The organism is Bacillus sp. FSL W7-1346, from assembly GCF_038593335.1.
Lineage (GTDB): Bacteria > Bacillota > Bacilli > Bacillales > Bacillaceae > Bacillus > Bacillus altitudinis.
In genome coordinates this window covers 1,595,720-1,618,581 of sequence record NZ_CP151988.1, presented here as the reverse complement: position 1 = coordinate 1,618,581, position 22,862 = coordinate 1,595,720, and the positions used below count along the sequence as shown (strand labels likewise).

Here is a 22,862-nt window from a genome sequence, read left to right as displayed (position 1 = left end):
TTAATCGAGCAAGCTTATGAGCTTCTTAGCGAAGCCTTGGTCAGTGACAGCGACAACTACGCGAGCTTCCTTCCCTATAGAACGTCCGAGAACGGAACGGTCTTCAACTTTTCTAACCGGAACATTGTAAAATTTGCATTTGTCAGATACCTTTTTCTCTGTGTTGGATGAGGCATCTGCTGCAAGAAGAACCAGCTTAGCACGCGCATGTCTAATTTCTTTGATCACCAGATCTTCTCCTGACACGACTTTACGAGCTCGATTTGCTAGACCAAGCAAAGGATACCATTCAGATTCAGTCATTCGGTTTTTTCACCTTTTCAGCTAGTTCTAGTAATTCTTCAAAAATGTGTTCGTCAATCTGTGTCTGAAATTGCTGCTGTAAACTACGTTTGTTCTTCGCCGCAAGAATGGTTTCTTTATCGAGAGAAAGGTAAGCGCCGCGCCCGTTCATTTTTCCGGTTGCGTCAACAGACACTTCACCTTCCTTTGAACGAACAACGCGAATCAGTTCTTTCTTTGGTTTCATTTCTCCCGTCACGACGCATTTTCTAAGCGGGATTTTTTTTCGGCTTTTCACCTTTTATATCACCTCTTATTCGTCAGATTCCTCAGCTACTGGTTCAGCCTCTAAGAAAAGAGATTCAGAGTCTTCAGTTCTTGGGAAAATACCGAGTTCTCTTGCATCTGTTTCGCTTTTAATGTCAATCTTCCAGCTCGTTAATTTCGCTGCTAGACGCGCATTTTGACCTCTTTTACCAATGGCTAATGACAGCTGATAATCAGGGACAATGACAGTTGTCGCCTTATCTTCTTCATTTACAATGACATCAAGAACTTTTGATGGACTTAACGCATTGGCAACAAATTCAACCGGGTCATTCGACCAATGAACAATATCAATTTTTTCGCCTTTCAGCTCATTGACAATTGCTTGTACACGCTGACCTTTAGGTCCAACACAAGAACCAACTGGATCAACATCAGGATCATCTGTACGAACAGATATTTTAGAACGGTCCCCAGCTTCTCTAGCGACAGATTTAAGCTCTACAGTACCATCATAAATTTCTGGCACTTCGATTTCAAATAAACGCTTTAAAAGACCTGGATGTGTTCTTGATACATAAATTTGTGGTCCTTTTGTTGTTTTTTCTACTTTCGTAATGAACACTTTAATGCGGTCATGTGGTTTGTAGTCCTCATTTGGCATTTGTTCATTGACCGGAAGAAGGGCTTCGATTTTGCCAAGTGACACGTAAATGAATTTACTGTCAATTCGCTGAACGATTCCCGTCATGATGTCTTCCTCACGATCGATAAACTCAGTGTAAATCACACCTCGCTCTGCTTCTCTCACTCGCTGCGTCACGACTTGTTTCGCTGTCTGAGCTGCAATGCGTCCGAAATCTTTTGGTGTGACTTCAATTTCAACCACGTCACCCACCATGTAATTCGGGTTGATATTTGCTGCATCATCTACAGAGATTTCAAGGCGAGAATCATACACTTCATCTACAACATCTTTTCTTGCGAATACGCGAATCGTTCCCGTTTCACGGTTCAAATCAACACGCACATTTTGTGCTTGATTAAAATTACGCTTGTATGCAGAAATGAGTGCAGCTTCTATCGCTTCAATAATAATTTCTTTACTAATGCCCTTCTCTTTCTCAAGAACAGTCAGGGCATCTAACAACTCACTACTCATTTTTATGGTTCCCCCTTATATCAATGAAAAGGTTAATTGAACGAAACTGCTAATCTTGCGTTAGCAATTTTTTCGTATGGAATATTGATCTCTTTCTTTCTTGTCTTGATCTTCACTGTCACTGTTGCAATCTCACCATCAAAGCTTGTAAGCTCACCTTCAAATGCCTTTTCACCATCAATTGGTTCGTATGTTTTCATGAAAACATTTTTTCCAAGTGCTTTTTCAAAATCAGCTTTTTTCTTTAATGGGCGCTCCGCTCCAGGAGAGGACACTTCAAGAAAGTAGTTTTGGCTAATTGGATCTGCCTCATCAAGCTTTTCGCTCAAGGCTTCGCTCACTTTGGCACACTCCTCGATATCGACGCCTTTGTCAGAGTCAATAAATACGCGAAGGAACCAGTTTTGACCCTCTTTGACAAATTCAACATCAACGAGTTCAAGCTGTAAGCCATCTAAAATTGGCTGCACCATGTCGCTTACGATATCCACTACTTTTTTGCTCATTCTCTTCCTCCTTGTGCTTTCGATAAACGCTCTTATCAATCATTCTGCATAAAAACCCTGCTTTATTGTGAGCAGGGGGAGCAGAAAACGGATGAATAATGTCGAGACAAAAATTGCCTGTTCAATACAAAAGAGCGGGTTTCCCCACTCTTGTCTCGGTAATCGTTAGCATTTCCATAAAAACTATACCATATCCAATTTTTTTATGCAAATGAAGTTCCTTATAAACAGGCATTCTTCATCAGTTCTTTTCATTCATTCTTTTGGCGTGTTCACGAATAATTTCTGCCTCCCGGCTTCTCCTTTAAAACTCGAAAACCGTCATAATCCGGGTAGAGGGAATCATCGTCTTGAATGCTTGTTAAAATCCAAAATTGGCTGCCTGCGCCTCCGAGCTGTTCAATTGTCTTCAGCCAGCTATCATATACATCAGGACGGGCTGTTTGATTTTGATAGCCAAACTCTTCTAATACAACAGGTTTTCCGATTGCGTTTCCTCGGGTGATATGATCTTTGATCCATTTCACTCCCCATGCAGCAGACTGATTCCAGTGATCCGGGTATAAATGATAGGTTCCATAATCAATATGAGGGAGAGCAGTCAAACGATCCCAATCAACACCTTCTCCCCCACTGTAAAACCAATCGTCATGACCTGTCATGCGAAAGAACCCTTCGTCTCCTACTGCAACAAGGTGATTCGAGTCAATTGATTTGATCCATGCACTCATTTCATCTGCCCAGTTTACTAGTATATCTCCCGAAGGGTCTGACTGAGCGCGCGGCTCATTGGCGAGCTCCCATGTCATAATAGCAGGGTCATCTTTATATTGAACACCTGAGTACGTATTGGTTCTCTCTAATACATAGCGCACATAGTTTTTGTAAGCTGTTTTAATCCGAGAATCTGTATAAAAGTGATCATGTGATCCTGCCTGAAACCACTTCACATATTGATTCATCCCGCCAAAGTCATCCCAATTGTTCACGAGCGGTATGACCAGCTTGATTCCTTCCTGCCCTGCTTTATAAATCGCATAGTCTAGTTTTTGAAAACCGGATTCTTCATAAACACCTGGACGAGATTGTAAGACTGAGTTTTCTTGAGGGGTACCATCGTGAAATCCCCAAATACGAATAACCTTTAAATCCATTGCCTTCATATCGTCAAAAACAGCATCTACCATCTTTTTTGATTTGTAATGGAAATAATAATTATTTGTGCCAGCAAAGTAAAATGGGTGGTTGTTCAATACAAAATGTGTACCAGATGTTTGCACATAGGAGGAGGCCTTTACGGTCAGAGTGAACCAACCCGCCCATAAAGTGATCAGCAGCATAAAACAAGCCACCCGTTGAACCCATTTTTTCATTCCATTCTCCTCACAATCTCTTATTCTACTGGTACGATGATATCTAGTTGAAGAGGTGTATGTTTGGTTGAGTCAAGTTCAATCGTCTGCTGCTGCAACATTTTACTTACTTCACCAATTCGAACCTCATACGTCCCGTGAAACGCTGGACATGTCACTTGGCCATTCGCATCTGTTTTTTCCACTCTTTGTGTCGTCCACTCCTGTAGAAGCTTTTCATAACGCCTGCCTGCTTCATTTAACGACCAATCATGATTCACGATGGCAGCGTGCTCTCCTCTCCAATGAGCACCCGCCCAAAATCCCCACATCAGCACACCTTTTACGGCTGGGTGACTAAAGGCTACCCGATATAAAGCTTCTAAGTTATCCGCTCGTCTATTGGCATCCGGATGAACAGAGTCATACTCTGTCACCCATATCGGTAGACCAAGCTCAGCAAGCACATCTAGTCTTTGTTTTACAACGACTGGATCCACTCGATCTTCAAAGTGACCTTGAACTCCAATAGCCTCAACTGGTGCCCCCAACTGACGAAGTTCATTGATATGTGCTTTATATGCGTGATGTTCGCCGTATGAGATTACATTATAATCATTGACAAACAGCAAGGCTTGAGGGTCAATTTTTTTCGTTTCTTCATACATCCATTTCCAAATCTGTTTCCCAAACCGGTCTTTAAAAAATGAACCATGCATCATTTCGTTGTTTACATCCCAATGACGGAATTTTCCTTTAAAATGATTGCCTGCATGCTCAAGCCGCCTTTTCATGGCTTCATATACTTCATGATTCGGTAATGATTTCAGCCAGTTTGGATTGGCATCCTCTACCTCCCAAAATAAGGCGTGCCCCCTCACTGGAATTTGGTGTCTATTGGCAAAATTCAGCATGGCATCTGCTTTTTCGTAGGTTATTTTCCCTCGTTCAGGCTCATTTGCATACCATTTTGCCTCATTTTCAAACACAGCCCAATTAAAATGTTGGACAAAAAAATCAGCATACGTTTGATTGAATAGTACTTGGTCATTCATTGCTGAACCAAATGCAAATTCATGTCTGATTTGTTTTATTTCAACCTCTATTCCGGCTAAGGGCTTTTTTTCTTTATCGATGACATTTATGACAAGCTCTCTTTGTCTATGTTGTAAGATTCGATCATTTGCTTCTTTTCTCCAGCTTTGATTTTCTTGTTCCTGTGATCCGTCATTCGATGAATGATTCATAAAATCTTTCTTTTTAACCATAATGACATCACCTTTGCTTTCACTTCATTTATCTTATGAGGAGACCGCCGACTAAAGAAGCCGGCAGCTGCACTACGTTCTATTCGTTTATGAGACGATGGTATTCTGCATATGCCGTAGCCATATCAACTTGCGACCAGAAACGGTGATAGGTGAAACTAGGCGCTCCGTTTTCCCATTTGCCTGTTGCTTCATTAAAAGATGCTTGATATTTACTCTCCAGTGCTGACCAAGCTGGGTCTTGCTTGATTTTCGGACGAAGATCTGCAAAGCTCGTATACACTCCGTTACCTCCTCGCTGCGGGTCAGAAGGAATGGTGCTGGAACCAGGGATCTGATTTCCTTGACCAAATGTTCCGTTCCAGCCATTTGGGAAGTACACTTCTTTTTTAAAGAAACGGTGGTAGTCTTCTCTGTCTTCCTCTGTCACAATCCCTACACCATCATTGTAATTCCAAGCAACCTCGAGGAGCTGTGCCGCTGTCTCTTTTGCTCTTATGCCAAGTGCTGTGTAGTTTCCTGTCTCTTTCTGTGTTGCAGCAGCAAAGAATGTGAGCGCTTTGATGAGACTGCCCAGTACACCAGTATCTTGAGTAGGATCTTTTGTAACTGCCGTTAAATTTGGATTACCTGTTGCAGATTGGAATCCGCTCCAAGTGTCAGGTTGACCGCTCCATTCTATATTCCCAGGAATCCAAAACTCTCCGGGTGCACTCGTCGTAGCAACAGCAACATTTGTCCCCCCTAGAATCCTTTGACCCTGACCATCTAAAAAATACCCATCTTGATCCGACACAGGACGAGTGCCAATAAAAATATAATCTAGTGAATAGTTGACCCATTTTGTGATGACAGATTTGGCCATTTGGAAATTTTCAGATGTTTTGTCGCCATCTTTTGCAAAGATATAATAAAGCTCTGCTACACGCTCAATCGGCCATGCTTGCATTCCAAACCAGTTATTGGACGGAGGATCATGGTAAACAGGCGCATCTTCATAAGCCATATCATAAAATGTGCTTCTTCCTGCTGGATAAGCGCTATAGTCTCCATTCCAGCTGTTGGTAGCACCTCCTGCAATCGCTCCCTCTTTTGATTGAAGCCAGACGTAAAATTCAAGCTGTCTCTTTAACGTCTTTTCCCAATCACTTGCACCAGTCGGTGACGATGGCTTTAAGCCTCCCTTATCTGAGGATAAAGCGTAGGCAGCGACTGGGTTTTGATACCCTTGATGACAATGGCTCGCTCCGATACGCCATGACCAATTCGCATATTCTCCAAGTCCCCCGCCCCAAGAGGTATACCATGCCATTAAGTGATGACATGCACTTTTTCCATTTCCAGGATACGGATTACCTTGCTTTCCGCTTCCAATTGTTTGAAAATATTTATCGTACATTCCGTAACGAAGGAAATCCCCCATCTTTTTCGCTTTATCAAGATAGGCTGAACCATTATAGCCAAGTTCCTTTGCCCAATACATTGCCTGTATCGCACGTGCATCAGCGTCCGTCGCATTTGTGTAGCGCCACTGGGCGGCTGGCGCTTGATTTTCTTTTGTGAACAAGCTCATGAAACCTTCATTGGGCTTTCCGGCCGTTTTATCATCTTGTGATGGATGAGGGATGGCCTCCCATACGGATTCTTGCGGACCCCGCTGGAATGTGTTTACATATGCGGCTGTATGTGATGGGTTGAGCAAATTCCCATATTCATACCAGTTGTCTACATCAAGAAGCCAGTGCATTAAATACGTTTCATTCGTTCCGTAAGTTGACCTCAGTTCATGATCAATTGGATCTTGACCAGCAGGGCGAGCACCCGTCAACTGGCTCGGATATTGATCTGGATATGGTTTCTCTGAAGCGTATGTGGCTGGGCTAGATGGATTGTAAGAACTCATATGCGGCTGTTCGTCATGTCCATCTTCGTTTACTGGAATGATAAACTTCTCCATATTATCCCAAGCCGCTTCTAGTTTGCTCCAATCGCCTGTGTAGTGACCATACAATGCTTCAAGCCATAACCAATAGCTGTAAGCTTCTGAAGTGGTCATATGCCCGTAATCAGGTGCCTCACAAATGAGTGTCTCAACGGAATGATACGGAATGCCTTCTTTTGAAAAATATCCATTCGCATCGTTTTTCATTTGATGATAAAGCGCTAAAAACCGTTCTTTATTTGTCATGTCCTCACCCTTTATATTTATTTATTCGGAAGCGTACCAAATTCTAAAATACCTTGATCAAAAACAGGAATTCTCGCTGTTTTCTGCATATTGGATGTTAATCCTTGAAAGGAATAATCATTTGAGGCATCCCATATATTCGCACCATTTGGCGCAGATAACCGGAACTGTATTTCTTTCTTATGAAGCGATTCGCCTCCTGGAAAAATAGCTACGCCAGTAAAATCGATTTCTGTAAAATAGATATGGGATGATGCGTCATACACCGTTAACGGAGATAAGGAAGCGCCTTCATTGTAGACAGCTGTCACTTGAATATCTTTATCAGTGAATCCCTTCGCAAATATCTCGCTTAGATTGACATAATATCTAAAAGAAAGTGATTGACTACTTCTTGCCGGCCAGCCTGATCGATTGTATAGAATGGCTTTGATCTGAGTAGATGTTGTATCGTTACTCATGACAGCTGCCTCTACAAAAAACTCATCTTCCACTTTTTCTTTAGGCGGAAAATTCGGCAGCTTTGACTGCCCCTGACCAAACAGCTGCACCATTTTGGCTACATTTCCAGTAAAGGCGGCATTATAGTCTGTTGCTACCTCGTTGGATACATAGTCAGAGATGTCATCGGTATACTGATCCTGTGCATTAGGCCCCCCAACAAGCGCTCCATAAAGCGTGTGCCGATGAGAAGAAGGAGTTGTCAGCTGATTAGACCATGAGCCATGTGCAGTTCGATGGTGTGGATGCATTGGCGGATTTTTGCCAAACCCAACGACATAGCTTCTATTTTGCGGATTATCCCCTAACATATAGTGTGTTTGCCTGATCGCAAACGTTTGGTATCGATTCTTTTTTTCTTGATCAGAGACCCAATCTGCGTACACAAACGCTAAAAATGCAGCATTTGCTGTATAACGAAGTGAACCCCATTGATCTAACCACGCTAGTCCGCCAGGCGTATAAGTGATTCTTTCTACTTTTCCATTTTGAACAAAACCCGTCGACCAGTAATCGAGATTACGCTCCGTCGATTCGATAAACCTTTTCTCCTTTGTGATTCTCGCAAGTAAAATTTGCGAAGCAAAAAAGGTATTGTCCCACGACATCGTAAACGTATAATCCCAATCCTTCGGCCATTCTTCTACTGCTTTTAGTGCTTTGTTTAAATAGGTCTGGTCATTTGTCGCCAAGTACAGCCATATTCCACCCCAAATGAGCTCATCAATATAGCCGCTCCAGGAGTTATAAAATGGCTGCGCATTGGTGACACAATCTGTATACTCACCGCGATATTGGTCAGCAAATGCATAAAGCTGCTTTGCATGGGTGAGAAGTTTTGCTGCATATGGCGCGTCTGTTTCTTTAAAAATAATTGAACCTGCTGCTAAAGCGGCTGCGGTTTGGGCGGCTACTTCTGTTCCTGGACACTGTTCATCAATTTTAAATGCTGGCCGGTTCATTGGCATCACTTCTGCTGGACCCCACCAGCCATGATCCGCATTCCCATCGCCTACTTGTGCCCAAAATTCATTTGGACCTGTATGGGCTTTCAAAAAATAATCGGTTGCCCACTTGATTTGATCTAACATATCATCAAGCAGCTCTGCCTCTTCGTAAGCTTCTCGGTACTCATAGACTGTCCATGCAAGCACGGCTGCAGAGTAAGCCATCGGAAGCCCGAACTTCACATGATCACCAGCATCGTACCAGCCGCCTGTTAAATCATGACCAACATCTTTCCCATCCTCTAGTCCAGAATCCCCTCGCCAATTAAGACGATTGCTTTCAGGAAGCTTTCCGGAACGCTGGGCTTCGTAAAACAAAATGGATTTTTGAAGCACCTCTACATAGTTGTAATCTGACATGTACCTACTTCTCACCCCTTCTTTTTTCTTAAACGTGAAACATTGAACAAAAAATGACCACCTCCTTGTCATTCCGTACGTGTTTTGTACAGTGTTGAAAAGAATCAAGCGTGTTTCAAAAATGTGCATAGTAAACAGCCATCAGCTTGACGCTCACCGAAGGTTTTCTCCTGATTCTTCATGTGACTGTACCCAAAATGATCATATGTCGTATGAGAACATTTCAGACGGCTAAATTCTCTTTTTTGCTCTATTTGGGTAGAAAGAATGACATACAATCTCTTCTCTCAAAACACGACGTTAAATCAAGATATATGAACCAATAAGAAAATAATTCCAGTTAAAGTATTTTAGTTTACATAATAATTTTATTGTATATATAAAAAGAACGCCCTTTAAGGGCGCTCTTCATTTTTCACATTAGAACAAAGAAAGCTGGTTTTGATCAGGAAGTGCTTCTAAGCAGCCTTGACGATCCAAATACTCAAGGATGGTCTTAGACACTTTTCCTCGTTTTTGTAAATCTTCTTTTGAAAGGAATTCACCATCTTGGCGTGCGCGTACAATATTTAACGCAACGTTTGTTCCGAGTCCAGGGATGGAGTTGAATGGCGGGATTAGCCCGTCTCCATCAATGATAAACTCAGTGGCACTTGATCGGTATAGGTCTACTTTTTTAAAGTGATAGCCTCTTTCACACATTTCAAGTGCAAGCTCTAGTACAGTTAATAGATTCTTCTCTTTCGGTGATGCATCAAGACCTTTTGAGTTAATATCGTCCATGACCGCTCGAATCGCATTCGATCCTTTTGTCATCGTTTCGATATCAAAATCATCAGCACGAACGGTAAAATAAGCCGCATAGTACAGAAGTGCATGGTGCACCTTGAAATAAGCAATCCGAACAGCCATTAATACATAAGCAGCCGCATGGGCTTTAGGGAACATGTATTTAATCTTTTTACAAGAATCAATGTACCAGTTCGGTACGTTATTATTCTTCATTTCTTCTTCCCATTCAGGAGGAAGTCCCTTCCCTTTACGAACAGATTCCATGATTTTAAAGGCAAGTGACGGCTCTAAACCTTGATAAATCAGATAGACCATAATATCATCACGACAGCCAATCACTTCACTTAGTTCACACGTTTTATTATGAATCAGCTCTTGGGCGTTGCCGAGCCATACATCTGTACCGTGAGATAGACCAGAGATCTGAACAAGCTCCGAGAAGGTGGTCGGTTTTGTATCCTCAAGCATCTGACGAACAAACCTTGTGCCAAACTCTGGGATCCCAAGTGTTCCCGTTTTACATCCAATTTGTTCTTCTGTGACCCCGAGAGGTTCCGTTCCTTGGAAGATTTTCATGACCTCAGGATCATCTGTCGGAATCGTTTTTGGATCAATTCCACTCAAGTCCTGAAGCATCCGAATGACCGTTGGATCATCGTGTCCAAGAATATCTAGTTTCAGCAAGTTATCATGGATTGAATGGAAATCAAAATGTGTCGTTTTCCAATCAGAACCTGTCGCATCTGCTGGATATTGAATTGGTGAGAAATCGTAAATGTCCATATAATCCGGCACTACGATAATTCCGCCTGGATGTTGGCCCGTTGTCCGTTTGACGCCCGTACAGCCCTGTACGAGCCGGTCAATTTCAGCACCTCTCATATGAAGGTTATGATCTCCTGCGTAGCCTTTCACATAACCATATGCCGTTTTTTCTGCAACGGTACCGATTGTACCTGCGCGGTATACATACTCTTCACCAAACAGCTCTTTCGTATAGTTATGGGCAATCGGCTGATATTCTCCTGAGAAGTTCAAGTCGATATCAGGCACTTTATCTCCTTTAAAACCTAAGAACGTTTCAAACGGAATATCGTGTCCGTCTTTTTTATACGGCGTCCCGCATTCAGGACAGTCTTTATCAGGAAGGTCAAATCCTGAGCCAACCGATCCGTCATTAAAGAACTCAGAGTGCTTGCAACTTGGACATACATAGTGCGGCGCAAGCGGGTTCACTTCTGTAATCTCTGTTAATGTCGCAACGAGGGATGAACCAACTGATCCCCTTGAACCAACTAGATATCCATCATCAAGTGATTTCTTAACAAGCTTATGAGAAATTAAATAAATAACAGCGAAACCGTGACCAATAATACTCTTTAATTCTTTCTCAATCCGGTCTTCTACAATTTTCGGTAAATCGTCACCGTAGATGCTGCGAGCCATGTTATAGCTCATTTCCCGAATTTCTTCATCTGCACCTTCGATTTTTGGTGTATAAAGATCGTCTTTGATTGGTTTAATACTTTCGACCATCTCAGATACTTTTTGCGTATTCGTCACGACAATCTCTTTCGCCTTTTCGTCCCCTAGGAAAGAGAAGGCTTCTAGCATTTCATCAGTTGTTCTAAAATGAACTTTTGGCAGTTCATGACGATTGAGTGGATTCGCCCCGCCTTGTGATGAAATTAAGATTTTGCGATAAATTTTGTCTTCTGGATGCAGGTAGTGCACATTTCCAGTCGCCACGACTGGTTTATTCAGTTTTTCACCAAGTTTTACAATGTTTGTGATGATCTCTTTTAATGCACGTTCATCCCGAACAAGCTCCAGCTGGAGTAAATGCTGATACACTTCTGGCGGATGAACTTCTAAATAGTCGTAAAATGCAGCAATGTCTTCTACCTCATCAGGTGACTTCTGCATCATCCCTTCAAACACTTCACCCTTATCACAAGCAGACCCAACAATTAAACCTTCTCGATATTTCTCAAGCTGTGAGCGCGGGATACGCGGCACGCGGTAGAAATAATGAATATGAGAAAGTGAAACAAGCTTAAATAAATTCTTTAGACCCGTCTCATTTTGTGCAATCACCGTTGCATGGTAAGGACGTGAGCGCTGATACGCATTGGACTGCCCCATGTTTTCGTTCAATTGATCGTGGTAGGTAATCTCTTTTTCAGCCGCATCTTTTAGCATCTTCAGCATGAGGTAACCAGTTGCTTCTGCATCATAAATCGCCCGGTGATGCTGCGTGAGTTCAATATCGAACTTTTTACACAGCGTGTTCAGCCGGTGATTTTTAAATTCTGGATAAAGGAATCGGCCGAGTTCTAGTGTATCAATGACAGGGTTTGACGCTTTATCGGTTTTTAACAGTCGCTTATATGCTGCATTTAAAAAGCCCATATCAAAGCTCGCATTGTGAGCAACAAGGATATCTTGTCCAATCCACTCTTTGAAATCTCGAACAACATCGACCACATCTGGTGCATCTCTCACCATGTCATCCGTGATACCGGTTAGTTCAATGGTTGTTGCTGATAACGGATGATGAGGGTTTGCAAATGCCTCAAAGCGGTCAATGATTTCCCCGCCTTTGATTTTCACGGCTGCAAGCTCAATGATCGTATCATACACAGCAGAGAGTCCTGTTGTCTCAACATCAAATACGACAAACGTCGCATCTTCTAACAAGCGGTGCTCTGGATTATACGCAATCGGTACCCCGTCGTCGACTAAATTGATTTCCACCCCGTACATCATTTTGATGCCATGCTTTTTACTTGCTGCATACGCATCTGGAAAGGATTGTACAACGGCGTGATCTGTCAGGGCAATGGCCTCATGCCCCCATTTTTTTGCTTGTTCAACAAGTTTACCGATGCCAGTGACAGCATCCATCTGGCTCATTGGCGAATGCAAATGAAGCTCAACACGCTTTTCTCCCTCAGGTGCAGTATCTTCTTTCAGCTGAGGTTTCATTTCATTGACGTCATTTGCGATCATGACAAGATCTCTCACAAACGTATCGTTTTGAATGCTTCCTCTTGCTTTGACCCACATCCCTTTTTTCAAGGATTTCATGAGCTGAGCATCTTCTTTTTCTCTCGCAAACATTTTGATCAAAATACTATTCGTATAATCGGTAATTTTAAAGATACAAAGGGTTCTGCCGCTTTTTAGTTCGCGCGTTTCTGCATCAAACACGTACCCTTGGACGGTGATTCGTCTTTCTTCGTCCATAATACTATCAAGCGTACGTATTTCTTCATTGTCTTTGATTTGATAGCCAATCATCAGAGGGCCAGAAGGAGCTTCCTCTTGATCCTCACTTTCCTTCTTCTCCATCTCAACAAGGGCTTGCATGGCTCTTTCTTGATCTTCAGCAAGTTTTTGTTCTCTGAACTTCTGAATCTCTTGATCTGATACAAAAATTTCTGTATCAAATTGAAGTTCTGGAAAACCAACTTGTTTAAATGCAGCCTGAAGCATTGGGCTATATTTCTTCTTGATGGCCAGAGCCTCAGTTTCGCTTTTTGTTTTGATGATGATCTTATGTCCAGACAGCGCTGGTTTTTGCTGTTGAAGCAAGCTGATGATTGGGGGAGAAATTCCTTGAAGCTCTTCCACACAATGTGACCAATACGATTGAACGAGCTCTTCAGATATGTGCGGATCATTGACTTCAATCGTACAAGTGACTTGTGCGATATGAGAAAATGCATTTGTCAGCCTGCTTAAAAACATTGCATATACTTGGTAAGGCAAAAGCGCCTTAAATTTAAAATGGAAATGCCACGTTTTTGCCGCCTTATGCACCGTCAATTTGACGATCTCGCCTTCTTCAAAGTAACGACTGAGGTCATCATCTGTCATTTGAATCTGATTGAGTAATATATGAAATTGCCGCCGGGTAATCGGTAATTGTTCATCCAAGACAGGACCCTCCTTTTGTAAATCAGAAAGGTACCTCTTTTTTGCAGGAGGTACCTTCATTTTTTTGTTCGTTTTTTATGCTTGGCGTATAAATGAAATCAGTTCATCAACAGATACTTCGTGTGATTCACCTGATTTTCTGAATTTCACTTCGACAATTCCTTCTTCTGAACGTTTCCCGCAGCTAATGCGAATTGGCAGTCCAATTAAGTCACTGTCGGCAAATTTGACGCCTGCACGCTCTTGGCGGTCATCGAAAAGGACTTCATAGCCCTCTTCCTGTAAACGCTCATACAACGTTTCAGCCAGTTCCTTTTGTGCATCGTTTTTCATATTTAATGCGAGTAGATGAAGATCATATGGCGCAACTGTTTCTGGCCAAATAATTCCCTTGTCATCATGATGCTGTTCAACAATCGCAGAAAGGGTTCTAGAAATTCCGATGCCATAGCAGCCCATGATCATTGGCTGCGCACGTCCATTTTCATCGAGGTATGTTGCATCCATTACCTCTGAATAACGTGTGCCTAGCTTAAAGACTTGTCCTACTTCAATTCCTTTTGCGAACTGGATTGTGCCTTCACCATCTGGAGAAACGTCTCCTTCTTGAATCAAGCGAAGATCTGTGTATTCCTTCACTGACAGATCACGAGCAGGATTAACATTGACATAGTGATAATCCGATTCATTTGCACCTGCAACTGCATTTGTCATTCCTTTTACAGCGTGGTCTGCATAAATCGTTACTTCCGCTTCAAGCTTCACTGGTCCAACAAATCCTGGTTCTGTTCCAATCACGTCTAGTACTTCCTCACGTGAAGCAAGCTCTACAAGCTGTGCTCCAACTAAGTTTTTCACTTTCACATCATTTACTTCATGATCGCCTCTTGTCAGGACAAGTACATACGCATCGTCCGCTTTAAACAAGACAGATTTGATACATGTAGAAGGAGCTACTTCTAAGAATGACGCAACATCTTGTATTGTCTTCACCTGCGGCGTGTGTACTTTCTCAAGTTCTTTGAAGTCCGCAGGGTTTGCTTCTTCTCCGTGATACACAGCCTCAGCCATTTCAATGTTCGCAGCGTAGGAAGATGTGTCAGAGTATGCGATTGTATCTTCTCCTACTTCTGACAGCGCCATAAACTCATGTGTATCTTTTCCTCCCATTGCCCCAGAATCGGCAATGACGGGTCTAAAGTTAAGACCTACTTTTGAAAAGACATTCGAGTAAGCTGTAAACATCTTGTTGTATGTGTCATCAAGGCTCTCTGGTGAAGAGTGGAATGAATAGGCGTCCTTCATAATAAATTCACGTCCGCGCAATAACCCAAAGCGAGGTCTTTGTTCATCACGGAATTTAGATTGGATTTGATACAGTGTCAAAGGAAGCTTTTTATACGATTTGACTTCACTGCGTACGAGTGATGTGATCACTTCTTCGTGTGTTGGGCCAAGTGCAAACTCGCGGCCATGGCGATCTTTCATACGCATGAGTTCTGGACCGTATGTATACCATCTTCCTGACTCTTGCCACATTTCTGCTTGCTGCAGCACTGGCATTAACAGCTCAGCTGCTCCCGCCTTTTCCATTTCCTTGCGAACAATGGCTTGAATGTGCTGAATCACTTTATGTGCTAAAGGCAGGTAATGATAGATACCGCTCGTGTTTTGTCTAATAAATCCAGCTCTTACTAACAGCTGATGACTTTTTGCCTCAGCATCTGCCGGCACCTCTCGAAGAGTTGGAATGAAAGTCAGGGATTGTCTCATGTCGTTACACCTCATTTAAGAAATAGGACTTCTCACAAAAACTCTTGTTTCCCAGAATGAGAAACAAGAGACAATGGTTTTTATAAAAATAATCGCTGGATGTCATTCCATGTCACTACTAGCATTAATAGCATGAGGAACGCAACACCAATGAAGACAACAAGTGCCTCTTTCTCACGATTAATTGGTTTGCCGCGAATGGCTTCAACGAATAGGAAAAGTAATCTTCCTCCGTCTAATGCAGGAATCGGTAATAAATTCACGATCCCTAAGTTGATACTAAGAAACGCAGCAAACTGCATTAATGTTAACACACCTTGCTTCGCTACTTCTCCAGTCATGTCATATATTCCAACAGGACCTGCAAGCATATCTAATGAAAATTGTCCTGTGACAATCTTTTGCAAGTTCGTTAAGATGAGACCTGCTGTAGATATCACTGTAGTGCCTGAGGATGAAATGACTTTGAGAAAGCCATTTTCCGTTGGCGGATAAGAACCAAAACGGCCAATGGTTTTTCCTTCGGCCTTCACAGCTTCCGGTACAACTTGAATGGTGCTTTCTTTGCCATCTCGATCAATGACGACATTCATTTTTTTATCTGGGTTCTTTTGAACCGTTTGAACAACGTCTGTCCAAGAATTCATTTTATCCCCGTTAATTGAAACGATATGATCTCCCTGCATAAGCCCAGCTTGTGCTGCCCGGCCGTCTTTTGTCAGCTTACCAAGTACAGGATCATCCACGGTTACACCTTGAATAAATCCTAAAGCCACTAGAATCACATATGCCAGGATAAAGTTCATAATCGGTCCAGCTGCAATGGCTTTAATACGCTGCCATACTGTTTTTGAACCAAACTGACGGTTGTATGGCGCAATTTGAATTTCTTCACCATCTGCAATATAGAAGCTTGTTTGGCTTACATTGTAGCCAGTGAGAATGTCTTCATTTCCAGCCTCATATCCTGAAATTCTCATCGCATGATCTAAATCAATTTGTTCAACTTCAATGACAAGTGCATCAGGATATTTCTCTTTATCATTTAAAATGATTTTTTCTACTTCATTTTGCTCATTGAATAAGAGCCCCACTGTATGACCCGGTTTAATTTCAATGACTTCAGGGTCTTCTCCAGCCATTTTAACAAATCCGCCGATTGGCAGAAGTCTGATGGTATAGACGGTTTCTTTTCGTTTAAAGGAAAAAATCTTCGGTCCAAAACCAATTGCGAACTCGCGGCATAAAATGCCTGCGCGCTGCGCCATAATTAAATGGCCAAGCTCGTGGAAAAAAACGAGCGTTCCAAAAATAATAATAAACGCAATCACTGTATTCACGAACATACCACCTTATGCGAGGATTGATTGAACAAAGTCTCGTGTATCTTTGTCCACTTCATGGATATCTTGCAAACTAGGCGTTGAAATCACATGATGTCTGTTCAGTGCCTTTTCAATCAATTCTTCAATTTGCAGGAACGTTACTTTGCCTTTTAGAAATGCATCAACAGCTATTTCATTGGCTGCATTAAGCACAGTAGGCATTGTCCCTCCTATTTTACCTGATTCATAAGCAAAATGTAAGCAGCGATACCTGTCAAAATCCGCTTTTTGGAAATTTAATTGTCCAATCTCCCAAAGGTTTAATGATTTCGCTTCTTTTAATGGCGCTCTATCAGGATAAGTGAGCGCGTATTGAATCGGAACCCTCATGTCAGGTGTACCTAACTGAGCCATGACACTTTTGTCATGGAATTCCACCATGGAATGGATGATGCTCTCTTTATGTAACAGCACATCAATTTGATCGTATGGGATATCAAACAGCCAATGCGCCTCAATCACCTCAAGTCCCTTATTCATCATGGTCGCTGAATCGATCGTGATTTTTGCGCCCATGGACCAGTTCGGATGATTCAGCGCTTCTTCAACCGTTACACCTTCAAGCTCCGTGCGTTTTTTATCTCGGAAACTGCCGCCTGAAGCTGTGACAATTAAGCGTTCAATGTTTTTAGCTTGTTCACCTTGCAGGGATTGAAAAATAGCGGAGTGTTCACTATCGACAGGAAGTAAAGGCACGTCATACTTTTTGGCGTACTCTTTTACTATATGACCAGCTGTCACAAGTGTTTCCTTATTTGCAAGTGCGATCGTCTTTTTTTGTTCAATGGCTTTTAATGTCGGCACAAGTCCGACACTTCCTACCAGTGCATTGACCACAACATCCACTGCATCATAGGTCGCTGCTTCGATGTTCGCTTCATCACCCGCAGCCATTTTGACATCGTATTGAAATGAATGACCTTTTAACGTGCGATAGGTCGCTTCGTCTACACATCCAACAAATTCAGGCTGAAATTGTTCAATGATAGGGATGGCCTTGTCTATATTTCTGCCAAACGTCATCGCTTTCAACTTGAATTTGTCTGGATGCTGCCTGATCACATCTAATGTTTGTTCTCCAATTGATCCTGTTGCGCCTAATAGCGAAATATATTTCAAATTGCCACTCCTTCTCTCGTTCAATTAGTTTCTATGAGGTTAGCTAGCAAATGTGGCCAGCAATAAATATAAAAACGGCAGAACGAATAAAAAGCTGTCAAACCTGTCCAAAATTCCGCCATGACCCGGGAGTATTGTCCCTGAATCCTTCACATGGTAATGACGCTTTAAAGCAGATTCCACAAGGTCGCCAAGCTGTCCAAAAATACTGAGCAAAAGAGTAATAAACATAACAAGCAGATATGATGGCAAAAATCCTGTAACCGCCTGGAACACAAGTGACAGCACGACCGCTGTGACGATTCCGCCGATAAATCCTTCTACTGTTTTGTTTGGGCTGATCTCTGGCCAAAGCTTTCGTTTCCCCATAGATTTCCCAATAAAATAGGCACCTGAGTCAGTGGACCAAATAATCACCGCTGCGAAGAAGATCGCACTCATGCCATACAAGCCTCTAATTTGAATAAAATAATAGAAACTAACGCCAATATATAATGTGGCTAATATAACAAAAGCAACCTCATCGAATGTGAAAGAGTTTTTGCTCAGAACTGTATAAGTTAAAAGGATTAAGACTGCAAATAAAGCAATCTGCATTTTTGATGCGTCTACGTTTGGGAAGAAGCTATTTTCTCCGCCCATTAAAAGCCAAAGCAATATTAAGCTGACAATGCCAGGAAAGCTGAAAATCGAAATCTTTTTCATTCTAAGAAGCTCAAAGAGAGCGACACTTCCCATTAAATAAATCAGCAGGGTAAATGGCATTTGTCCATAAATCACTGCAAGTAAAAACACTGCAGCTGCCAGAACACCCGTCAAAATTCTTTGTTTCATCTGCACCACCCTCTAAATTCCACCGAACCTCCGGCCGCGGCGCTGGTACTCTCCGATAGCGCCTATGAGATGCTCATCAGAAAAGTCAGGCCAAAGCACATCCGTAAAGACAAACTCGCTGTATGCAATTTGCCAAAGCATAAAGTTGCTTAATCTAATTTCTCCACTCGTACGAATAAGCAAATCCGGATCTTGAAGAGATTCTGTCATTAAATAAGCTGAAAACATCTCTTCTGTGATGTCTTCTGCTCGAAGCTTGCCTTCTTTGACTTTTTCAGAAATTTGTCTGCATGCAGAAATAATTTCTGTCCGTCCTCCATAATTGAGCGCAAAATTTAAAATGAGTCCGTCATTATTCGCCGTACTCTTCACTGCGTTCTCTACCGCTTTTTTCGTATGCTGCGGGAGGCCGTCTGGATCACCTGTTAAACGTACACGGACATTTTCCTCGATGAGTTCAGGCAGATAGATGTTTAGAAACTCTTCAGGAAGCTTCATTAAAAAGTCTACTTCTAGTTTTGGACGTTTCCAATTTTCTGTAGAGAAAGCATACAAAGTCAGCACTTTGACATTCAGCTCATTTGCAAGCTTGGTCATGCGCTTGACAACTTTCATACCTTCATGATGTCCTGCTACCCGTGGAAGCGCACGTTTCTTCGCCCATCTTCCATTCCCATCCATGATAATGGCGATATGTTCAGGAATTTCTCCATTTAATATGTCTTCTTTTGTCAGGCTTTCTAAGTTGGAAGCTGCTGTTTGCTGATTCTTCCAATTTTTGAGTATATTGAGCATGAGATTCCTCCATCACCCAAAAAGGTTGCGTTCCCGCTAATAATATAGTCCTCAACAGTATTAACAAAAAAACCCCCTGTAAACATGAAGAGGGTCTTTTCACTATTATCTATTGTACATAGTTTTTTCTTAAACTTCCATGATTTCTTTTTCTTTATCTTTTGTCACTTCATCAATTTTAGCGACATATTCATCTGTCAATTTTTGAACATCCTCTGTAGATGATCTTAATTCATCTTCAGTGATCTCCCCATTTTTCTCTAGCTTTTTCAATTCATCGTTTGCATCACGACGAACGTTACGAACAGCTACTTTTGCTTCTTCTGAGTATTTTCTCACAACTTTTACAAGTTCTTTACGTCTTTCTTCTGTTAGTGCTGGGATCGCAATACGGATCACGTTTCCGTCACTTGTTGGTGTGATACCAAGATCAGACTTTTGGATCGCCTTTTCGATATCACCGATCGCTGTTTTATCGTAAGGTGTGATAATCAGCATACGTGCTTCTGGCACTGTAATTGACGCAATTTGGTTTAGTGGTGTTTGCGCACCATAGTAATCCACTGTTACTTTGTCTAAAAGGGAAGCATTAGCTCTGCCCGCACGGACAGTTGCTAGTTCACGTCCGTATGCTTGAACGGCTTTTTCCATTTTTTCTTTTGTTTGGTTCAACACTTCTTTTGACACGTTATTTCCCCCTCACGATCGTTCCGATTGATTCGCCATTGACGGCACGTTTAATATTTCCTTCTTCCATAATAGAGAAGACGATTAATGGAATGTCATTGTCCATACATAATGAGGACGCAGTAGAATCCATTACAGCAAGCCCTTCTTTTAGTACATCAAGATATGAAAGCTTATCATATTTTACTGCATCCGCATCTGTACGAGGATCAGCACTGTAGACACCGTCTACATTGTTTTTCGCCATTAAAATGACATCTGCTTCAATTTCAGCTGCACGAAGTGCTGCTGTTGTATCAGTAGAGAAATAAGGGTTACCAGTACCTGCAGCAAAAATCACGACACGTTTCTTCTCAAGGTGACGGATCGCTTTTCTTCTTATGTATGGCTCTGCAACCTGTCTCATTTCGATAGAGGTTTGTACTCTAGACTGAATGCCAAGCGTTTCTAGGCTGTCTTGTAATGCCAATGAATTCATCACTGTTGCAAGCATCCCCATATAGTCTGCTGTTGCCCGGTCCATTCCTAAGTCACTGCCTGTCTTACCACGCCAAAGGTTTCCTCCACCTACAACGACTGCAACTTCAACATCAAGTTCTGCAATTTCTTTTACTTGCTTTGCAATTGATTGAATGACAGTTGGGTTAATTCCATTTCCAGCATCACCAGCTAGTGCTTCTCCACTTAGCTTCAGTACAATGCGATTATATTTCGGTTTGCTCATGATAACCTCCAAGTGTAAACTATACCGTCTCTTATTATGCGTAAGAAACCGCCTTTTGTAAATCAATATCCTCTAAAAAATAGGGAACACAGTGCTTGTGCTCCCTAAAAAAGCCCCAGAGAGCTTTTCAAACATTATTTTTTCACTTGGCTCATGACTTCTTCAGCAAAGTTGTCTTGACGTTTTTCGATACCTTCGCCCACTTCATAGCGAACATAAGTTTGAACAGTTGCGTTTTTCGCACCTACAACTTGTTTCACTTTTTCATCTGGGTTTTTAACGAATGCTTGGTCAAGTAAGCAAATTTCTTCGAAGAATTTGTTTAGACGGCCTTCTACCATTTTAGCAACGATATTTTCAGGCTTTCCTTCTTGAAGCGCTTGTTGTGTTAATACTTCACGCTCACGGTTTGCTTCTTCTTCAGACACTTGGTCACGAGAAATGTATTTAGGGTTTACAGCAGCAACGTGCATTGCGATGTCTCTCGCAAGCTCTTCATCAGTTGTTCCGTTAAGAACCGCTAATACACCGATGCGTCCGCCCATGTGTAAGTAAGAACCGAATGCAGCGTTATCTTCTTTTGTGATGACTGAGAAACGGCGCAGCGTAATTTTTTCTCCGATTTTCGCAATTGCAGAAGTAATATGTTCTTCAACTGTTGAACCATTTTCCATTTTAGAAGCATGTGCTTCTTCAATTGTTGCAGGTTTCGCAGCAAGTAAATGATCAGCAAGTTCGTTAAGAAGATTTTGGAATCCTTCGTTTTTCGCAACGAAATCAGTCTCAGAGTTCACTTCTAGGATAACGCCAGTGTTGCCGTCAGTTTTAATAAGAGTTAATCCTTCTGCCGCAATACGGTCTGCTTTTTTCGCAGCTTTTGCGATCCCTTTTTCTCTTAGAAGATCGATTGCTTTGTCGATGTCACCATCAGTTTCTGTTAACGCTTTTTTACAGTCCATCATACCTGCACCAGTTTTTTGACGCAGTTCTTTTACTAATTGAGCAGTAATTGCCATTTTACATTTCCTCCTTCTATGTTAAAACACGGATTACTAGGTGAAAAAAAGGTGATAAAAGGCAGTTCCCTCTTATCACCTTTTGAATAGGTTACGCAGTTGTTGTTTCAGTTTCTGTCGTTTCTTCTACAACAGCTTCTTCTTCGCCTTGTTTAGACTCAAGAATCGCATCTGCCATTTTAGCAGTTAGAAGTTTTACAGCACGGATTGCATCATCGTTTGCAGGGATCACAACATCAATTTCGTCTGGATCACAGTTTGTGTCAACGATACCGATAATTGGGATATTCAATTTACGAGCTTCTGCAACTGCAATACGCTCTTTACGAGGGTCGATAATGAAAAGTGCATCTGGAAGACCCTTCATGTCTTTGATTCCGCCTAGGAATTTTTCAAGACGTTCTAATTCTTTTTTCAGTTGAACGACTTCTTTCTTAGGAAGAACTTCGAACGTACCGTTTTCTTGCATTTTTTCGATATCTTTTAAACGTTTGATACGTTTTTGGATTGTTTCAAAGTTTGTTAATGTTCCACCAAGCCAGCGTTGGTTTACATAGTACATACCAGAACGGATTGCTTCTTCTTTCACTGAATCTTGTGCTTGCTTTTTCGTACCAACGAAAAGGATTTTTCCTCCGTCAGCAGCAAGGTTTTTCGTGAAGTTGTAAGCTTCCTCTACTTTTTTCACCGTTTTTTGAAGATCGATGATGTAGATACCGTTACGCTCTGTAAAGATGTAACGCTTCATTTTTGGGTTCCAACGGCGTGTTTGGTGACCGAAGTGAACACCAGCTTCTAGCAATTGTTTCATAGAAATAACTGACATGTTGTTGCCTCCTAATATAATGGTTTTTTTTCCTCCGCTTAAGTCATGTTCACATAAAACTGCGCCACGGCAGCAC

General features: G+C 41.9%; 17 protein-coding genes and 1 pseudogene. All 18 read right to left on the bottom strand.

Going from position 1 to position 22,862, the window contains the following annotated elements; translation table 11 throughout:
• Positions 1-303, bottom strand: a complete 303-nt coding sequence (locus tag NST09_RS08225; protein WP_007499528.1) for a YlxQ family RNA-binding protein — start codon at positions 301-303, stop codon at positions 1-3.
• A complete protein-coding gene (locus tag NST09_RS08220) occupies positions 296-580 on the bottom strand; it encodes a YlxR family protein (RefSeq protein WP_008344742.1) in 285 nt (94 codons plus the stop codon). The genes NST09_RS08225 and NST09_RS08220 overlap by 8 nt, the downstream gene beginning before the upstream one ends.
• A gap of 15 nt (positions 581-595) precedes the next feature.
• A complete protein-coding gene (gene nusA, locus NST09_RS08215; protein WP_007499530.1) occupies positions 596-1,711 on the bottom strand; it encodes a transcription termination factor NusA in 1,116 nt (371 codons plus the stop codon).
• Positions 1,712-1,743: 32 nt separating this feature from the next.
• The gene (rimP, locus tag NST09_RS08210) at positions 1,744-2,217 is read right to left on the bottom strand and encodes a ribosome maturation factor RimP (protein WP_008344744.1); all 474 of its coding nucleotides are present in this window, start codon (positions 2,215-2,217) and stop codon (positions 1,744-1,746) included.
• Between the two features lie 241 nt (positions 2,218-2,458).
• Positions 2,459-3,590 (bottom strand): annotated as a pseudogene (locus NST09_RS08205) (cellulase family glycosylhydrolase).
• A gap of 20 nt (positions 3,591-3,610) precedes the next feature.
• On the bottom strand, positions 3,611-4,837 hold the full coding sequence (locus NST09_RS08200; protein WP_025207340.1) for an endo-1,4-beta-xylanase: 1,227 nt from the start codon (positions 4,835-4,837) through the stop codon (positions 3,611-3,613).
• Positions 4,838-4,916: 79 nt separating this feature from the next.
• A complete protein-coding gene (locus NST09_RS08195) occupies positions 4,917-7,025 on the bottom strand; it encodes a glycoside hydrolase family 48 protein (RefSeq protein WP_098680353.1) in 2,109 nt (702 codons plus the stop codon).
• A 17-nt stretch (positions 7,026-7,042) separates the two neighbouring features.
• Positions 7,043-8,893 carry a glycoside hydrolase family 9 protein gene (locus tag NST09_RS08190; protein ID WP_342493500.1) on the bottom strand — a complete coding sequence of 617 codons (1,851 nt, stop codon included), beginning with the start codon at positions 8,891-8,893 and terminating at the stop codon, positions 7,043-7,045.
• A 420-nt stretch (positions 8,894-9,313) separates the two neighbouring features.
• Complete coding sequence (locus NST09_RS08185; RefSeq protein WP_342493547.1) at positions 9,314-13,567, bottom strand: PolC-type DNA polymerase III; 4,254 nt, start codon at positions 13,565-13,567, stop codon at positions 9,314-9,316.
• A 135-nt stretch (positions 13,568-13,702) separates the two neighbouring features.
• A complete protein-coding gene (locus tag NST09_RS08180; RefSeq protein WP_116306861.1) occupies positions 13,703-15,400 on the bottom strand; it encodes a proline--tRNA ligase in 1,698 nt (565 codons plus the stop codon).
• 80 nt (positions 15,401-15,480) lie between these two features.
• A complete protein-coding gene (gene rseP / locus NST09_RS08175) occupies positions 15,481-16,746 on the bottom strand; it encodes an RIP metalloprotease RseP (protein ID WP_007499546.1) in 1,266 nt (421 codons plus the stop codon).
• Between the two features lie 6 nt (positions 16,747-16,752).
• The gene (dxr, locus tag NST09_RS08170) at positions 16,753-17,904 is read right to left on the bottom strand and encodes a 1-deoxy-D-xylulose-5-phosphate reductoisomerase (protein WP_017359078.1); all 1,152 of its coding nucleotides are present in this window, start codon (positions 17,902-17,904) and stop codon (positions 16,753-16,755) included.
• Positions 17,905-17,943: 39 nt separating this feature from the next.
• Positions 17,944-18,738 (bottom strand): phosphatidate cytidylyltransferase, encoded by a 795-nt coding sequence (locus NST09_RS08165; RefSeq protein WP_007499550.1) that lies wholly within the window; start codon positions 18,736-18,738, stop codon positions 17,944-17,946.
• A 12-nt stretch (positions 18,739-18,750) separates the two neighbouring features.
• A complete protein-coding gene (locus tag NST09_RS08160; protein WP_007499552.1) occupies positions 18,751-19,533 on the bottom strand; it encodes an isoprenyl transferase in 783 nt (260 codons plus the stop codon).
• 129 nt (positions 19,534-19,662) lie between these two features.
• Positions 19,663-20,220: a ribosome recycling factor gene (gene frr / locus NST09_RS08155; protein ID WP_008344764.1), complete on the bottom strand. Its 558-nt coding sequence runs from the start codon at positions 20,218-20,220 to the stop codon at positions 19,663-19,665.
• A 1-nt stretch (position 20,221) separates the two neighbouring features.
• Positions 20,222-20,944 (bottom strand): UMP kinase, encoded by a 723-nt coding sequence (pyrH, locus tag NST09_RS08150; RefSeq protein ID WP_008344767.1) that lies wholly within the window; start codon positions 20,942-20,944, stop codon positions 20,222-20,224.
• A gap of 134 nt (positions 20,945-21,078) precedes the next feature.
• Entirely contained in the window at positions 21,079-21,960 is an 882-nt protein-coding gene (gene tsf, locus NST09_RS08145) for a translation elongation factor Ts (protein WP_007499558.1), read from the bottom strand.
• Positions 21,961-22,051: 91 nt separating this feature from the next.
• Positions 22,052-22,786, bottom strand: a complete 735-nt coding sequence (gene rpsB / locus NST09_RS08140) for a 30S ribosomal protein S2 (RefSeq protein ID WP_025207335.1) — start codon at positions 22,784-22,786, stop codon at positions 22,052-22,054.
• Positions 22,787-22,862 lie beyond the last annotated feature (76 nt).

Excerpts from the sequence above, each read along its gene's own strand:
- NST09_RS08185 (WP_342493547.1), bottom strand. The coding sequence starts at position 13,567 with ATGACAGATGATGACCTCAGTCGTTACTTTGAAGAAGGCGAGATCGTC.
- tsf (WP_007499558.1), bottom strand. The coding sequence starts at position 21,960 with ATGGCAATTACTGCTCAATTAGTAAAAGAACTGCGTCAAAAAACTGGT.
- nusA (WP_007499530.1), bottom strand. The coding sequence starts at position 1,711 with ATGAGTAGTGAGTTGTTAGATGCCCTGACTGTTCTTGAGAAAGAGAAG.
- NST09_RS08180 (WP_116306861.1), bottom strand. The coding sequence starts at position 15,400 with ATGAGACAATCCCTGACTTTCATTCCAACTCTTCGAGAGGTGCCGGCA.
- rimP (WP_008344744.1), bottom strand. The coding sequence starts at position 2,217 with ATGAGCAAAAAAGTAGTGGATATCGTAAGCGACATGGTGCAGCCAATT.
- NST09_RS08200 (WP_025207340.1), bottom strand. The coding sequence starts at position 4,837 with ATGGTTAAAAAGAAAGATTTTATGAATCATTCATCGAATGACGGATCA.
- NST09_RS08225 (WP_007499528.1), bottom strand. The coding sequence starts at position 303 with ATGACTGAATCTGAATGGTATCCTTTGCTTGGTCTAGCAAATCGAGCT.
- pyrH (WP_008344767.1), bottom strand. The coding sequence starts at position 20,944 with ATGAGCAAACCGAAATATAATCGCATTGTACTGAAGCTAAGTGGAGAA.
- NST09_RS08190 (WP_342493500.1), bottom strand. The coding sequence starts at position 8,893 with ATGTCAGATTACAACTATGTAGAGGTGCTTCAAAAATCCATTTTGTTT.
- NST09_RS08160 (WP_007499552.1), bottom strand. The coding sequence starts at position 19,533 with ATGCTCAATATACTCAAAAATTGGAAGAATCAGCAAACAGCAGCTTCC.
- NST09_RS08195 (WP_098680353.1), bottom strand. The coding sequence starts at position 7,025 with ATGACAAATAAAGAACGGTTTTTAGCGCTTTATCATCAAATGAAAAAC.
- rpsB (WP_025207335.1), bottom strand. The coding sequence starts at position 22,786 with ATGTCAGTTATTTCTATGAAACAATTGCTAGAAGCTGGTGTTCACTTC.
- NST09_RS08165 (WP_007499550.1), bottom strand. The coding sequence starts at position 18,738 with ATGAAACAAAGAATTTTGACGGGTGTTCTGGCAGCTGCAGTGTTTTTA.
- rseP (WP_007499546.1), bottom strand. The coding sequence starts at position 16,746 with ATGTTCGTGAATACAGTGATTGCGTTTATTATTATTTTTGGAACGCTC.